Consider the following 15630-nt stretch of genomic DNA (forward strand, 5'->3'; position numbering starts at 1 on the left):
CGCTGGTGTCGGGGGTTGCGCGGGGTTGGGTGAGGAAGCGGCGTACCGCGGCGAGGGGCAGGGAGAGGGTTTCGGCGGTGTGGACGGGGGTGGTGCGGATGTGTTCGGCGAGGGTCTCGGGGTCGGTGGTGTCGGTGGGGAGGTCGGCGCGCCACAGGAGTTGGACTTCGGGCTGGCCGGTGTCGAGGCCGTGGAGGAAAGGGGCGGGGGATTCGTCGGGGACGGGGATGGGGCTGGTGCGGGCGAAGGCGCCCAGGCGTACCTGCTCAACCGGGGGGATGTGTTCGCGGGCGCGGGTGAGCGGGGTGGTGTCGGTGCCGTCCAGCAGACGGGGCAGGGTGGCGGGGTTGAGGACCAGGCCGTCCAGGAGGCGGGGGGTCAGCTCGGCGGGCTCCTGGCTGTCGTGGGTGGAGGCCTTCCCGGCGAGCCACTGCCAGGTGTGGGCTGCGGCCGGGCCGTAGACGGGGATGCGGGCCGGGTCATCAGGGTTGTGGGTGCGGACGAGGATCACGGGCACGGGGCCGAGTTCGCCGCGGCGGTCGAGGCGCCCGAGACGCTGCAGGACAGATGCCCAGTCGCCGCATTCGCTGACCATCGCCCCGAAGGTGCAGTCGATCCCCACTTCGAGGGTCTGGGTACTGACCACGACGAGGGGGCGTTCACGGCCCCGGCTGACACCGTCGAGGAGTTCAGCCAGCGGGCCGGTGACAAGCAGGTCGCGCTCCGCGGGCCGGCAGCGGCCGGTCAGCAGCAGCACGTCCACGTCGGTGCGCCGAGCCAGCACTTCGTGGGCGGCGCGGGCGTGGGCGATGGTGTTGGCGATCACCGCGACCGCGGGCAGCCGCAGGACGGGCAGGACGGCGGCCAGGCCGGTCTCGGCCGCCAGGGCGAACGCCTCCGCGGGCTTCTTCGCCCAGGCACCGGCGTCCAGCAGCGTCACATGGCGCTCGGCCGCGATCCGCCGCCCGGCGATCGGGTGGTCGCGGTCCTCTTGACTGATGCCCAGGCGGGGACGGCCGCCGGTGGCGCTGGTCGCTGACAGGCTCACCACCCGAAGCGCCCGCGCCGCCAACTCCCCTCGCACCGCTGTCTGCTGGTAGAGCGCGGTCTCGGCGGCGGTCGCCAGCAGAGCCTTCGACAGATGGGCCTCATCCAGAGCGAGCAGGGCGTCGTGCCCGGTCAGAGCAGCGTCGATCGGAGCCCGCTGCGGGGAGGTGTGGTAGCCACGGAACAGCAGACGGCTGCCGTACTGATCCACCGTCGCCGTCACCACCAACGGCTGCGCCGGGCTACGCACCCAGTTCGACTCCCACCGGGTGCCGCCGCGCATCCGCACCACCTCCAGCGGCAACTCCCCGCCGCCGAGATCGCGCAGCGCGGCGGCGACCTTCGCCCGCACCGAACCGGCCGGCGCCCCGGCGAGCGCCTCGGCCAGCTCGACGGAGTGCTGGTGGGCCTGGTCGACCACCAAGCGCCGGTCGACGCAGAAGAACAGCCGCAGCGGCACCGTCCGCTGCCCGCGGCCCAGTTCCTGGCGCTGGTGGGAGCTGTGCTGCCGGGCGAGGAGGAAGAGCCAGATATCGATGAACGTCGTCTTGCCCAGCGCGGTGGGGACGTCGAGGTCAGGCCAGTCCGCGCCGGCCGCCACAGCGGCCAGGTAGGCGTTCTGCCACGGGAACGGCTCCCAGCCCTCGCAGCCGTCGCAGGTCGCGGTCGTGGCGCCGTCGGGGCAGTGGGTGTGGTGGTGGACCTCGCGGAAGAAAGCGGGGAACTCGCCCGCATCGATCACCGGCAGCCACTCGGTGCCCGTCACTGGTCGTCCTCCTGGAAGTCGGGCTCCGGGCGGCACAGGCCCAGGCCGAAGTTCTTCTTGCTGCCCAGCACCACCGGCCCCGACACCGGCACTGGGAAGGTCAGGCGCACGTGGCAGCTCGGCAGCGGCCGCTCCCTGTCCTTTCGACGGAGCTGGAACCCGTCCGTGTTTCGCACTCCGGGGGCGAGGCCAGCGCGCGGGCTCACCCGCATCCGCGCGGGTTTGGGAAGCCCGGCCGCGATGCAGCTGGCCGCGATCGAGTCCGCCCATGCGGCTTCCTCGTTCTTCTTGGGGAAGCGGTCGAGGACCATCGGCAGCACCGTGGTCCACACCGCCGACGGCCCCTGCCAGGCCCATGGCTGGACGGTCAGCGGCCACGAGTCCTGGTCGGCGGGACTGACCCGCTCCAGATCCAGCGGTTCCCCGTCCGCCAACCGGATTTGGCACAGCCCTCCGTCGTGGTGGAGCAGCGCGTCGAGCAGAGCCTTGCGGTCGTGTTTCGGCATCTCGCGGGGCAGGGCGATGCCCAGGCCGAGCAGCCGACCGTCGGCGTGGCGGTGGCCGGCGAACGGAAGCGCGAAGTAGGCCGCCGGCCGCGGGTCATCGGGGCTGTTTTTGTGGCCGTGGACCGTGGTCATCGCCGGGACGTCGTGGCCCATCGCCTCCAGGGTGCTCATCACCGCCCCCCGCAGCCGGCCGGTCAGCTCCAGCGTCCACCGCGGGTCCAGCGCCACGCCCGGGGCGAACGAGAACGTCAGCAGGTCACCGAACGGCCCCTCCGCCACCGCAGCCTCGTCCCGGTCGGTGTGGTCGGGGTCGAGGTAGTGGTGGGTGACCGCCTGGCTCCACGACGGCCGCTGCTCCTCGAACGCCTCCTCCAGCCACGCCAGATAGCCGCAGTAGGGGATCCGAATCGGCCGCGATCCCTTCGGGTACTCCCCGTGGGCGGCAGGCCTCCAACGCCGCCGCCACTCGTCGTCGGCTTCGTCGGGGCCGCACCAGGCGTCCAGCAGCCCGGCCCCCGTCGATCGCCCGAAGTACGGCACCCGGCGGGCCAGTTCCTGCAGCACCGGGGCGAGCTCCTCCCCCGGCTCCGCGGCCCAGCTGAACACCATCCGCGTACCGGACAAGGTCTTCTGCGCCCACGCCCGGGGAACGCCGCCGGCGGTGCGTCCCGGCAGCAGGCCGTGGGTCACCTTCTTCGTGTCCACGATGTTGGTCACCACCCACGCCGTGCGCGGGTGGTCCGCCTCCAGCGGCCTGGCCGGCACCGTGACCACCGGCGGCTCTTGGGCCTCCAGCCAGGCCAGTGCCATCCGGTGCGCGGCGTCGTCGAGGTCGGCGTGCGCGACCAGCGCGCAGAACAGGCGGGCCGGATGGGGCGGCCACTCCGCGCGCTCGCCGTCCATCGCGGTCGCCTGGTAGAGCGGCTCCAGCAGCTCCACCGAGATGTGGAAGGGCATGACGCTCTACTCGCCTTCCGCCTCGCCGATGCCCTCCAGGCGGAAGGAGCGCTCGATCGCCTGCTGGACCTGAGCGTTCGGCCGCAGCCGCACGGGCTCCTTCGACCACACCAGGCCCGCCTCCTCGGCCCGCGAGCGCGCGAACTCGAACAGCTCCAGCGCCTGCCCCGCGGTGTCCAGCTCCAGCGGCTCCGTCACCGCCACGCCCTCGCGCCCGCGGCCGACCCACTCGATCCGCTCCGACACCAGCAGCAGGTCGCAGCCCGACCGCAGCCGCACCGCTGGCGCCGCGAACGCCAGCCGGTCCCCCAGCAGCGCCAGCGCCGCCAGCAGGGCCCTCGCCGCGCGCACGTACTCCTTCGGCGCGTCACCGAAGCGCAGCGCCCTCAGGCCCGCCATGGCCAGCGTCGCGTTCCGCTCGATCGCCCGGACCGTCACCCCGCCCATCCCGGAAACCGGCGGGATCATGCCGTGCCCGACCGCCGACGCCTTGAGCGCCTTCCCCTTGCCCTTCTTCCCCGTGCCCTCGACTGCCCTCCAGCCGTCGGCGGTCAGCTCCACCTGGTCGCCGGGGAAGTTCCACTTGTCGAAACGCCCCGCCGCCCGCACCCCACGCAGCGGATCCAGACCCACCATCTCCGAGGTGTAGGTGCGCGGCACCTTCAACTGCACCCGCCGCTTGCGGTGCGAATCCCACAGGCCGAACACCAGGTCCGACGGCGCCGACTCCAGGAAGGCCCGTACGTCCCCCGTCCCCGTGTCACGCAGCGCCCGGCCCGTGTCCGTCTCGTCGAACTTCACACCGGACTCGTCCAGCGCGTCCCGGAAGTAGGCATCGCGGGAACGGTGCGGCGCGTCCAGGTTCGTCATCCGAAGCGCACGGCCTTCCGCGGTCACATGCAGCGCCAGATGCGGCACCACCGCATCCCCCAGGTCGACGGCCTCCAGCAGCGCGGTCTCACAGCGGTTCGCCTGCGACTGCCGCTGATCCAGCAGCACCACCTGGACTTCCTTCCCACCGACCCACCGGTCCTCGAACAACTGCCCCGGCCCGTCGCCCTCCTTCTCCTTACCCGTCGCCGGATCCTTGATCATCTGCTTGACCTTCACAGTCGGCGGCGCCACCGGCGCCCCCACGCCGGCCACCGGCTCGTACTGGGCCGCGATCCGGATCGCACCGTCCGCCGACAGCCCGCTCGCCGCCCCGGCCAGCCGCTCGTACAACGCTTCCATGAAAACCCTCCTTGGGCAGGAATCTCTCGGACAGTTCGCATCGAAGCAGCCACCACCGACAGTCCTCACTCTTTGGAGTGGCAAACCGTCAAAACCTCTTAGCCAGAACGAAGTTGCACTATCATCCACCAGCCCCGGTGGCAGTTGGCGGCGGTCGCCCAAGATGTCGAGTTAGCGAAATGGGACGGGTATCGGCAGCGTGAAAGCTGGTCATCGGACCCTTGGGTATCTGTGGAGTTCACGGTCGGCATCTCGCCGCCCCTGCCGGTCGACGGCCAGGGCCGCTTTCGCCGCCTGTGCGCTGATCTCAGCCGGGCGTCCGCTGCTGCTGACGATCTGCCGGACGGCTCAGTTGCACGAGCAGTGCGTCGAGCGGCAGCCCCGTCTCCTCGGTGTCGAGTGGCGTGACGGACACGGCGAGATCGGTGTCGGAGGCGAGCCGCTCCGCGATCAGCTGAGGGACGAGCAGAGCCACCGTCCCCGCCGGCCAGTTCGCGTCCACCTGGTAGGTGGCGAGGACCCCCGCTTCCCATTGGTTTAGCGGATCCCGGATGCGGCCGTGGTAGCTGTCGAACGAGGTGGGCGGAACCGAGACCGCGATCAGCCGTCGGGGCGCCTTCTGGTACGTGGCGACCACGGAGCGGGCCTCCGTATACCAGGACTCGATCAGTTCGTTGAGCGCCGCGTATGCCTCGTCGCGGCCCTTGCGGCGCCGACCGAAGGCGTTGTACAGGACCAGGGACGCGGAGGAGCGGTCGCCCTCGAGCGCCAGCCATGAGCGGGCGGCGGCGTCGGCCCAGTCAGACCAGGCCCTGCGTAGTGTCAGCGCGGCCTGGGCTCCCAGAGCTGCGAAGCCTTCTCCCGAAGCGAGACCGGATGGTGCCTCAAGTTGGTGAATGGCTGCGGAGTCGAGCAAGGCGTCGGGGCGCACGAGCGCCGCGAAGGCGCGCCGCTCGGACTCGATCGCGGTGGTGAGTGCGTTCTGGATCGGCTTTGCCCATGTTGCGAGCCATGGATGGGCTGCCACGGCGGAGTTGGTCTCCAGCATGGAACTGTGGAGGTGGCGCCAATGCCCGTAGTGGCGTTCACGGATGAAACGAGAGTGCTCGTACCGGTCCGACTCCGCCTGGTCATGCTCGTTCTCCGGGGGGTAGTCGCCCTGAGCAAGTGCGGCAACGGCGTCAGCTTCGTCGGAGGGGGTGAAGTCCACGTCAGGTGAAGGGGCCGCGCCGGTGTAGGAGGCTGCCCACAGCACGTTCCGAACCGATCTGGTGAACACCACGAGCGGTGCATCGGATGGCATCTGCCACGAGCAAGTGCCGCACAGCCGCTCCACCGCCTCACCCAGCCCCAACGTCACCGCTTCGACGGAACGGGAGGAACGGAGCGAGCCGCAGTTCTCCTCCCCGTGGAGCTACCCGTTTTTGGAGGGGGTCGTGAAGCAGACCAGCGGGACGCTTTCCAAGGGGCCGAGAGGCACCTCGGTATCGAGGACTCTGCCAAGGTCTAGGCGGTAGTTATACGAACTCAGGGGCATGCTCGCAGGTTAGCGAATCGTGCCGACAGCCTGCCGGAGCGTGTTCCGCCTGCCCCAATGCCAAGGGCTCAGCCTACGCCGCTGATCAACTCGGTTCCCCTGAGGGCGTGTTCATCATCGATGACACTGGCCTTGTGAAGAAGGGCACCGTCTCCGCCGGAGTTCAGCGCAATCGCCGGCCGCACCGAGAATTGCCAGATTGGTGTCTTCGCCGCCTACGCCACCAGCCGCGGCCACGCCCTGGTCAACCGGGAGCTCTACCTGGCCAAGTCCTGGACCGATGACCGTGAACGCTGCCGGGCCGCACGCATCCCCGACGAACGTGCCTTCGCGACGAAGAGCGAGCTGGCCCGCACCATGATCACGCGCGCTGGCCTCGCCCTGCCCATCGTCTGGGCCACAGCCGACTCCGCCTGCAATCAGAACTCCCACTTTCGCCGCTTCCTCGAAGACGCCCAGCTCTCCTGCGTGGTAGCGGTTCCCAGGTCCCAGCAGGTCCATGGCCCGCGCATCGACCACCTCATCGGACAGGCCCCGCCCGAGGCCTGGCAGCGCCTGTCCGCCGGGGCTGCCCAAGGGCGAGTGCCTCTACGACTGGGCCGCCGCCCGCCTGCCCGCCGCTGGAGGCCACCGTCACGGACCTGGTCCGCGTCGCGGGCTGCCGCTGGAAGATCGAGGAGGTCTTCCAGAGCGCCAGGAACGAATGCGGCCTGGACCAGTACGAAGTGCGCCGCTACGTGGGCTGGTACCGGCATATCACCCTTGCCCTGCTCGCTCACACGTTTCTGGCCGCCATCGCCGCCGTCCCTGAGGTGTCTCTCGGTGAACGAACAGCGCGGGCTGTCTACCGTCTGACGTGCAGCGATGGCTATCACCGGCTGGGGGTCAATGGGGCGCGGGTTCAAATTCTGTCGTCCCGACTGTGAAGTCGGTTGTGAGAGAGGGCACTTGGGAAACCGAGTGTCGGCTCTTTCTGTTGTGGTGTCGGCTGGTGGTCGCATGGTGGTCACCGGGCCACATCGGCCAGGGGCGGTTGGTTCTTCTGGTCGGGGCAGCTGGTATGCGGGCAGTTGCCGGCGCTGGCGCCAGGGGCGCTGGGTACGGCAGACGGGGTGGCCGAGGACGGTGTGGTCGGTGCTGTCGAGGATCCAGACGATGGCGTCGAAGGCTGCGCGCGCGGCGGGTTTCGTGAGGTCGGCGTGGATGTTCGCCGTCGTCGACAGGGTGGTGGCGCAGGGCGATGGGGGATGCCGGGGTGGTCGTGATCCGGTAGGCGGCGACCTTGGCGCGGCCCTGGCGCAGTTGGGTGGTGACAGGGCAGCCAGACGTTGGCGGATGCGGTCTGGCGCCTCCCAGCGGGCGCCGGCCAGTCGGCAGGCGGCGGCACCGGCGGCGCCGGCGAGCAGGACGGCCAGCAGCACGCCGATCGCGCCGAGCACCGATCCGAACAGCCAGCCCGCCCAGACGCCGGCCTTCACCGCGCCCGGTGCCGCGTCGGGGATCTTCTCCAGGACGGCCGCGCGGTAGCGGTCCAGGAGGCCGAGACCGGCCAGGGGTTGGACGAGGACGGCGAGCGCCAGGGCGGCGCGGTGGCGCAGGCGCCCGGCCCGGCCGTCGTCCCGGCCTTCGGGCGCGGCCTCCGGATCGAGCAGGGGACGGTGGTCCGTCGTGGTGGTCAAGGTCATCGGGGGCTCACCCACGTTTCCACGCCCGCGGCCACGGCGAGCGCGGCCAGCGAGGTTCCGAAGAGGACAGCGGCGTCGACCACGTGCTGGCTGAACGGGGCGCCCCGTCCGGACACCAGGCGGCGGGACAGCCCGAGCACCGGGGCCAGGCCGGCCGCGACGGCGAGGCCGAGGGCCGGCAGTTCGAGCACCGCGTGCGGTCCGACGGCCCGCAGCAGTTGGCTCCCGCCCAGCGCGTACGCGTGCCCGATCAGCACGCCGACACCGAGGCCGGAGAGCAGCGAGAAGGCGACCGTGGTCAGGCCGAGGGTGGCGACTCCGCTGAAGGCCAGCGCGGCCACCTTGGAGTTGTTGAGGAAGACCTCGAGCCACAGGTCCGGACCGGCGGGCTTGGGTTCCACGCGGACGGCGGACTCGATGCCGCCCGAGCAGGCGATCCCGATCGCCATGCAGGCGAACCAGAGCAACTGCCCCGCGGCCACGGCCCAGCGCTGCCGGACCCAGGCGGCTGCGAGCCCTCCGCGGACTCCCGCGATCACGTCGTCCCTCCCCAAGACGTCTGCTGCACAAGGCCGGTGGGCCGGAATCAGCCGGTGCGGCGGGGTCCGGCCGGCGCTCGGGTCAGGCGATGATGGCGCGGCGGCCGCCGGCGGTGATCGCCTTCTTGAGCATCCACATGGCCACGCCGCCGGCGGCGGTGACGCCACCGAACAGCGAGAGGGCGGCGGCGACGTCGGTGCCGGCCTCGATGGCGGTCAGCACGCGGTCGGCGCTCTTGTACTCCAGACCGAAGTAGCCGGTCAGCACGTCAGGGGTGGTGGCGGCCAGCAGGAGCGGGGCGCTCAGACCGGCAACGGCCGCGCCGGCGGCGGCGATGCGCTTCTTCGGGGTCGAGAAAACGGACATGTTAATCTCCAGTTCGCCACTTTTAGGGAGTGGTTGGGAATATCCGGCAGCCACCGGTCGCTTCGGGACTGCGCCTGATCATCGAATCCGACCCCGTGCTGACGGTGGTGGCGGACTGTCCGGTGGACCAGGCGGTCGAGAAGGCCCGCGCGCTCCAGCCCGACCTGGTCCTGCTCGACCTCGGCCGCCAGGCCGACGCGGCCCTCGACACCCTGCTCTCGCTGATCTACCTGCCCCGGGCGCCCCGGGTTGCCATGCTGGCCACGGAGGAGGACGGCGACCTGCTGAACCGGGCGCTGCGGCACGGCGCGGTCGGCTACCTCCGGCGGAACGCCCCGAGTGGCCTGTTGTTGGACGCCGTCCGGGTGCTCACCTCGGGCGGCACCGTGGTCTTCCCGCAACTCCGGTCGGCCGCACCGGCGGTGGCTCCCGAGCCGCCCGACCGGCAGGTCCCGGCCCGGCTCAACGCCCGTGAGCGGGAGCTCCTGGTCTGCCTGGGCGAGGGTCTGTCCAACGCGGACATCGCCGAGCGGCTGTACCTCCGCCCGGCGACCGTCAAGGACTACGTCAGCGAGCTGCTCGCCAAAATGGGCGTCCGCAACCGGACCCAGGCCGCCGTCCTGGCCGAGCGGCACGGACTGCTCAGGGCCCACGCCGCGGCGTGAGGAAGGGGCCCCGTGCGGGGCCCGGCGCACGACTCGGGGGCCCCGCAGGCGGGTTCGGGGCCGGCCGGGCGGTTCTCCCCGGGCCGGACGGCCGGCTGCCCTACGGGTTCTTCACCTCGGCGGTCCGTTCCGTCGCGTCCGGCTCGGCCGGCTCCTCGGTGGCGCGCGTGCCGTCCAGGCGGATGCCGCGCATCGAGGCCCACATCACCAGGGCGCTGCCGCAGACCACGCCGCAGTCGGCGAGGTTGAAGACCGGCCAGTGCGGCAGTTGGATCCAGTCCACGACGCGTCCCTCCCACGGGGACGGGTCCCGGAACAGCCGGTCGATGAGGTTTCCGGCCGCACCGGCGATGACCAGCCCGAAGGAGACCGCCCAGAGGGGGGTGCGGATCCGGGGCGACACCACCAGCATGAGGACGATGACCAGCATCTTCACCGTGGTGAAAAACCAGGTCTCCCCCGCGCCGATGGAGAACGCCCCGCCCGAATTGAAGACCAGCGTGAATTTCAGAAGCCCGCCGAGGGTCGATGTCGGATCGGTCCCCGAGAAATGTGTCAGCGCTATCTGTTTGGTGATGAAATCCGACGCCAGCAGTGCGATTGCCACGGCTGTCATGGTGCCCAGTCGTCGAGGCGTGTCACCGGACAAGGAAGCTCCTCGCGCAACCCGTAGGCGTAGTAAGCCAGTCATGGCCGCATTGTAGGTGACGGCGGCTTGCGCACGAGTGTTCACAAGTACGGGAGCGCACCGTCAGAACGGGAGCATACCCGCGCCGTTGCCGGGCGCCGGCCCCGCCGTCGCCGGGTGTCGGCGGGCCCCGATGGTCACCCGAAGACTCCGGCGAGGCGGGTCAGCCCTTCCCTGATCGCCTCGGCGGGGTGTCCGGTGAACGACAGCCGCAGGGTCGCCGGGTCGGGCCGGTCCGCGAAGAACGGCGCGCCGGGTACGTAGGCGACGTCGTGGGCCGCGGCCCGGGGCAGCAGGGCGGTGGCGTCGTGCCCGTCCGGCAGGCGCACCCACACGAACATCCCGCCGTCCGGCCGGTTCCAGGTGCTTCCGTGGGGGAGCGCGTGGGGCAGGCCGTCGAGCAGCGCGTCGCGGCGTTCCCGGTAGGCGGCGCGGACCCGCGTCAGGTGCGCGTCGAGGTCGGCATGGGTGAGGTACCGGGCGGCGGCGGCCTGGTCGACGGTGGAGGAGTGCAGGTCGGTGGTCTGCTTCACCGTCGTACAGGCGCGGCGCAGTTCGGCCGGAGCGCGCAGCCAGCCGAGGCGCATGCCCGGGGACATGGTCTTGGAGAGGCTGCCGAGCAGCACCGTGCGGTCGGCCGCGGCGTCGAGCGAGGCGATCCACGGCAGCGGAGCGCCGTCGAAGCGCAACTCGCCGTAGGGGTCGTCCTCGACGATCCACAGGCCGTGCTGGGCCGCGACCTCCGCGACGGCCCGGCGGCGCTCGACGGGGAGCGTACGGCCGGTCGGGTTCTGGAAGTTGGGGACGAGGTAGAGGAGTCTGGGCCGCTCCGAGGCGACGAGGCGGGCCAGTGCCACCGGGTCGACGCCGTCCTCGTCGGACGGGACCGGGACGACGCGGGCTCCCGCGAAGGCGAAGCACTGCAGGGCCGCCAGATAGGTGGGGTTCTCCACGAGGACGGTGTCGCCGGGGGCCAGCAGCGCCGTCGAGACCAGCGTCAGTGCCTGCTGGGATCCCGAGGTGACCAGCAGGTCGTCCGCCGGGGTGGGCAGGCCTCGGGAGCCCAGCCGCTCCGCGACGGCCGCCCGCAGCGCCGGGTCGCCCTCGGTGGTCGAGTACTGGAGGACGCGGTGCGGGGCCGTGGCCAGCACGTGGTCGTACGCGGCCCGCAGGCCGTCGACGTCGAAGAGCTCCGGGGCGGGCAGGCCGCCGGCGAAGGAGATCACCTCCGGCCGTGCCGTGAGTTCGAGGATCTCCCGCACGGACGAGGCGTGGGCGGCGGCGTGGCGGGCGACGGGAACGGGGGCGGCGGCTGGGCTCGTCATGCCCGCAGGATACGGACGATCGGGGCGGTGTCCCGGGTGCGGGAGTCCCACGGGTGCCCAAACATGTCCCGTCGATTTCTTGCCGAGATCGCTCAGACGTCCGTGGTGACGGCGGGTTCCGCGACCGGCCGTGCCGGACCGTGATCTTCCGGAAACCACCAGGTGGGACCGGGGCGGACGTTGACCTGCGGTCTTCCGCCAGATGGGCCGAAAACGCGTGGTCGGCCGTCGAACGGGCTTGTCGGGCCGTGCGGTGCGTATGTCAGTCTCTGGGGGCCGTGTGCCGTGTTCCACAGTGTTCTGACGGGGAATTCCGAATCTCTCTTTCCTTTCCCTGGTTCTCCGGGATGCGTTCCGTCATGCCGTCGGTCGGTTCGAAGTGATAACAGGGGGCGTCATGTCTGATCTCCGCCATGGGCATTCCGAGGCCTCCGTGAATTCCGCGGGAAATCGGTCGGTGCCGGAGGAACCCATCGCGTTGGTCGGAATCTCCTGCCGCCTTCCGGGGGCTGCCGGACCCCGGCAGTTGTGGGACCTCCTGCGGGACGGCCGCAGCGCCGTCACCGAAACTCCCGACGACCGCCGGGGCGGTCCCGGGGGAACCGGGGACGACGAGCCGTCCGCCCTGCGGTGGGGGGCGTTCCTGGAGGACGTGGACCGGTTCGACGCGGGATTCTTCGGGATCGGCCCGCGCGAGGCCGCCGCGATGGATCCGCAGCAGCGCCTGGCCCTGGAACTGAGCTGGGAGGCCTTCGAGGACGCGGGAATCCGCCCGGAGACCTGGCGCTCCCAGGACACCGCCGTCTTCCTCGGTGTGGCGTCCGGCGACTACGGCCTCCTGCTCGACCGGCGAGGGCCGGCCGCCCGGACCCCGCACACCGTCGCCGGCACCCAGCGCGGCATGACGGCCAACCGCGTCTCGTACGCCCTCGGCCTGCACGGCCCCAGCCTCACCGTCGACGCCGGCCAGGCGTCGTCGCTGGCCGCCGTCCACCTGGCCTGCGAGAGCCTGCGGCGCGGCGACTCTGCGCTCGCCGTGGCGGGCGGGGTGCACCTCAACCTGCTGCCCGACACGGCGCACGCGATGGCCGGGCTCGGCGCGCTCTCGCCCGACGGCCGCTGCTTCACCTTCGACGAGCGGGCGAACGGCTACGTCCGCGGCGAGGGCGGGGCGATGGTGGTGCTCAAGCCCCTGGGCCGGGCCCTCGCGGACGGGGACCCGGTGTACGGCGTCCTACTCGGCAGCGCCCTGAACAACGACGGCGGCGGAGAGGGACTGACGGTGCCGGCCCGGGCCGGGCAGGAGGAGGTGCTGCGGCGGGCCTGCGCGAGGGCGGGTGTCGACCCCGCGCACGTCCAGTACGTCGAACTGCACGGGACGGGCACCAGGGTCGGCGACCCGGTCGAGGCCGCCGCGCTGGGCGCCGTGTTCGGCGCGGCCCGGACGGCCGGCCAAAGCCCCCTGTACGTCGGCTCGGTGAAGACGAACGTCGGCCACCTGGAGGCCGCGGCGGGCGTGGTCGGCCTGGTCAAGGTGGCCCTGTCGCTCCAGTACGCGACGCTGCCGCCGAGCCTCGACTTCCGTACCCCCAACCCGCTGATCGACATGGACGCCCTGCGGCTGCGCATGGTGACGGACCGCCTGCCGTGGACCGGGGCGGACGGCACCCGCCTCGCGGGCGTCAGCTCCTTCGGTCTCGGTGGGACCAACTGCCATGTCGTGCTGTCCCAGCCGCCCGCCCCCGCCGCGGGCAACCGGGCGCAGGCGGACGGCGGTTCCGGCGTGGTGCCGTGGGTCCTGTCCGGTGCCACAGCGGAGGCGCTGCGGGCCCAGGCCGACCGTCTCCGGTCGTACGTGGCCGAGGAGCCCGACGCCGAACCCGCCGACGTGGCCCTCTCGTTGGCCACCACGCGCGCGACCCGGGAGCACCGCGCGGTCGTCGTCGCGGCCGACCGCGAGGAGTTCCTCCGGGCCCTGACCGCCGCCGCCGAACCCGGCGGAGTCGACCCGGCACTGGTCCGGGGCAGCGTCGCCGAGGACGGCGAGGTGACCTTCGTCTACCCGGGCCAGGGCTCCCAATGGGACGGCATGGCGCGGGAGTTGCTCGACATCTCGGCCGTCTTCCGGGAGCGGATGGAGCAGTGCGACGCGGCGCTGCGGCCGCACGTCGACTGGTCGCTGCTCGACGTCCTGCGCGGGACGCCCGACGCCCCGCCCCTGGAACGGGTCGACGTCGTCCAGCCCGTGCTGTGGGCCATGATGCTCGCCCTGACCGAGGTGTGGGGCTCCTTCGGGGTGCGTCCCGACGCCGTGGTGGGGCACTCGCAGGGCGAGATCGCCGCCGCGTGCGTCGCGGGCGCCCTCAGCGTCGAGGACGGCGCGAAGATCGTGGCGCTGCGCAGCCGCGCGCTCGGCCGGCTGGCGGGCACCGGCGCCATGGCCACCGTCTCCCTGCCCGTGGCACAGGTCCGCGACCGGCTCGAACGGGGCTGGGACGGGGTGGAGATCGCCGCGGTCAACGGGCCGGTGTCCACGGTGGTCTCCGGCCCGCCCGGGAGCGTCGACCGGCTGCTGGCGGAGTACGAGGCCGAGGGCGTCTGGGTGCGCGCGATCCCGGTCGACTACGCCTCGCACTCCGGCGACGTGGAGGTCCTGCGGGACGCGCTGCTGACGGAACTCGCCGGGATCACCCCGCGCCGGTCGCGGATCCCGTTCTGCTCCACCGTCACCGGTGAGATCACCGACACCACGGAGCTGGACGCCGGCTACTGGTACCGCAACCTGCGCCGGCCGGTCCGGATGGAGACCGCCACCCGGCACCTGCTGGAGGCCGGGCACCGGACGTTCGTCGAGGTCAGCCCGCACCCGGTGCTCACGGTCGCGCTCCAGCAGACCGTCGGTGCCGCGGCGGCGGTCACCGGGACGCTCCGGCGGGGCGAGGGCGGTCCGCGCCGTCTGCTGGACTCCGTCGCCCGGCTCCACGTGCGCGGTGCGCGGGTCGACTGGCGGCCCGCGCTCCGGACGGGCAGTGGGCGCCGGCTCCGGCTGCCCACCTACCCGTTCCAGCGGCAGTCGTACTGGCTCGACGGCGAGGACCGGCGCGAGACCGTGGTGGCGGACCGGCGTGGGCCCGCGGTGGTGGACCGGCGTGTGCCGTTCGGCGCGGAGACCGGGGCTTCCGCACCCGGGCCGTCGCGGCCCGGCCACGGCGAACTGACGGGCCTCGTACGGGAACACGCCGCGGCCGTGCTCGGCCACCCGGAGCCCGGGCTGGTCGACACCTCCCGCCGCTTCAAGGACCTCGGCTTCAACTCGCTGGACGCCGTCAACCTCCTGGAACGGCTGACCGCCGCCACCGGCGTCCCCCTCCCGCCCACCCTGATCTTCGACCACCCCACGCCCGCCCTCCTGGCGGAGTGGCTGCGCACGGAACTCGCGGGCGAACGCACCGACACCGGCACCGCACCCCTCCGCACCCCCCACGACGACGAGCCGATCGCGATCGTGGGGATGGGGTGCCGGTACCCGGGCGGGGTGCGGTCGCCGGAGGACCTGTGGCGGCTGGTGTCGGAGGGGCGCGACGCGATCTCCGGCCTCCCGGAGGGGCGGGGGTGGGACCTGGAGCACCTCTACGACCCCGATCCCGACGCGGGGGAAGGCGGGCGGACGTACACGCGCGGCGGGGGTTTCCTGCACGACGCGGACCTGTTCGACGCGGGGTTCTTCGGCGTTCCGCCGCGCGAGGCGGAGGCGATGGACCCGCAGCAGCGGCTGCTGCTGGAGGTGTCGTGGGAGGCGCTGGAGCGGGCGGGGATCCGTCCCGACACCCTGAAGGGCAGCGCGACCGGCGTCTTCACCGGAGTGATGACCAGCGGCTACCGGCCCGCCCCCGCCCGGGTCCCGGTGGAGTTCGAAGGGCACGTGCTGACCGGCAACGAGAGCAGTGTCGCGTCCGGCCGGGTGTCCTACGTGCTGGGACTGGAGGGCCCGGCCCTGTCGGTGGACACGGCGTGCTCGTCGTCACTGGTGGCGCTGCACCTGGCGGTGCAGTCGCTGCGGCGGGGCGAGTGCGCGATGGCGCTGGCCGGCGGTGTCACCGTCATGGCGGCCCCGGCCACCCTCATCGAGTTCGCCCGGCACCGGGGCCTGTCCCCGGACGGCCGGTGCCGGGCCTTCGGCGAGGAGGCCGACGGCACGGGGTTCGGCGAGGGTTGCGGCGTGCTGGTGTTGGAGCGGTTGTCGGACGCGCGGCGGGCTGGGCGTCGGGTGTTGGGGGTGGTGCGGGGTTCGGCGGTGAACCAGGACGGTGCGTCG

11 protein-coding genes are annotated in these 15630 nt (G+C 72.2%); 3 read left to right on the forward strand and 8 right to left on the reverse strand.

All coding sequences use genetic code 11. The annotated features are described in order from the left end of the window. The 4 genes from cas3u to AE652_RS00295 form a co-directional block, all read right to left on the reverse strand. A partial coding sequence (gene cas3u / locus AE652_RS00280) for a type I-U CRISPR-associated helicase/endonuclease Cas3 (RefSeq protein ID WP_063780007.1) occupies positions 1-1813 on the reverse strand: 1813 nt, incomplete at its 3' end. Beyond that, entirely contained in the window at positions 1810-3276 is a 1467-nt protein-coding gene (gene csb2, locus AE652_RS00285; protein ID WP_049648998.1) for a type I-U CRISPR-associated protein Csb2, read from the reverse strand. The genes cas3u and csb2, both read right to left, overlap by 4 nt. Positions 3277-3282: 6 nt before the next feature. Further along, a complete protein-coding gene (gene cas7u / locus AE652_RS00290; protein ID WP_049648999.1) occupies positions 3283-4509 on the reverse strand; it encodes a type I-U CRISPR-associated RAMP protein Csb1/Cas7u in 1227 nt (408 codons plus the stop codon). 307 nt (positions 4510-4816) lie between these two features. Continuing rightward, positions 4817-5869: a hypothetical protein gene (locus tag AE652_RS00295; protein ID WP_049649000.1), complete on the reverse strand. Its 1053-nt coding sequence runs from the start codon at positions 5867-5869 to the stop codon at positions 4817-4819. 375 nt (positions 5870-6244) lie between these two features. On the opposite strand from AE652_RS00295, the gene AE652_RS49395 reads away from it, so the two are divergent. Beyond that, the gene (locus AE652_RS49395; RefSeq protein WP_369808240.1) at positions 6245-6901 is read left to right on the forward strand and encodes a transposase; all 657 of its coding nucleotides are present in this window, start codon (positions 6245-6247) and stop codon (positions 6899-6901) included. 826 nt (positions 6902-7727) lie between these two features. Here the strand turns inward: AE652_RS49395 and AE652_RS00305 are convergent. Both AE652_RS00305 and AE652_RS00310 read right to left on the reverse strand, forming a co-directional pair. Further along, on the reverse strand, positions 7728-8270 hold the full coding sequence (locus tag AE652_RS00305; protein WP_049649002.1) for a stage II sporulation protein M: 543 nt from the start codon (positions 8268-8270) through the stop codon (positions 7728-7730). Positions 8271-8352: 82 nt separating this feature from the next. Beyond that, a complete protein-coding gene (locus AE652_RS00310) occupies positions 8353-8637 on the reverse strand; it encodes a hypothetical protein (protein ID WP_049649003.1) in 285 nt (94 codons plus the stop codon). Between the two features lie 95 nt (positions 8638-8732). Here AE652_RS00310 and AE652_RS00315 point away from each other — a divergent pair, with 95 nt between their 5' ends. After that, entirely contained in the window at positions 8733-9302 is a 570-nt protein-coding gene (locus tag AE652_RS00315; RefSeq protein WP_049649004.1) for a response regulator transcription factor, read from the forward strand. A gap of 100 nt (positions 9303-9402) precedes the next feature. On the opposite strand, the gene lspA is transcribed toward AE652_RS00315, so the two are convergent. Continuing rightward, the gene (gene lspA / locus AE652_RS43375; RefSeq protein WP_234348152.1) at positions 9403-9951 is read right to left on the reverse strand and encodes a signal peptidase II; all 549 of its coding nucleotides are present in this window, start codon (positions 9949-9951) and stop codon (positions 9403-9405) included. Between the two features lie 176 nt (positions 9952-10127). Further along, positions 10128-11315 (reverse strand): PLP-dependent aminotransferase family protein, encoded by a 1188-nt coding sequence (locus tag AE652_RS00325; RefSeq protein WP_049649006.1) that lies wholly within the window; start codon positions 11313-11315, stop codon positions 10128-10130. Between the two features lie 397 nt (positions 11316-11712). Here AE652_RS00325 and AE652_RS47235 point away from each other — a divergent pair. Then, positions 11713-15630, forward strand: a 3918-nt coding sequence (locus AE652_RS47235) for a type I polyketide synthase (RefSeq protein WP_049649008.1), incomplete at its 3' end; no start/stop codon positions are given.

Source organism: Kitasatospora sp. MY 5-36 (assembly GCF_001182915.1).
In the GTDB taxonomy this organism is placed as follows: Bacteria; Actinomycetota; Actinomycetes; order Streptomycetales; family Streptomycetaceae; genus Kitasatospora.

Excerpts from the sequence above, each read along its gene's own strand:
- AE652_RS00325 (WP_049649006.1), bottom strand. The coding sequence starts at position 11,315 with ATGACGAGCCCAGCCGCCGCCCCCGTTCCCGTCGCCCGCCACGCCGCC.
- AE652_RS00310 (WP_049649003.1), bottom strand. The coding sequence starts at position 8,637 with ATGTCCGTTTTCTCGACCCCGAAGAAGCGCATCGCCGCCGCCGGCGCG.
- cas7u (WP_049648999.1), bottom strand. The coding sequence starts at position 4,509 with ATGGAAGCGTTGTACGAGCGGCTGGCCGGGGCGGCGAGCGGGCTGTCG.
- csb2 (WP_049648998.1), bottom strand. The coding sequence starts at position 3,276 with ATGCCCTTCCACATCTCGGTGGAGCTGCTGGAGCCGCTCTACCAGGCG.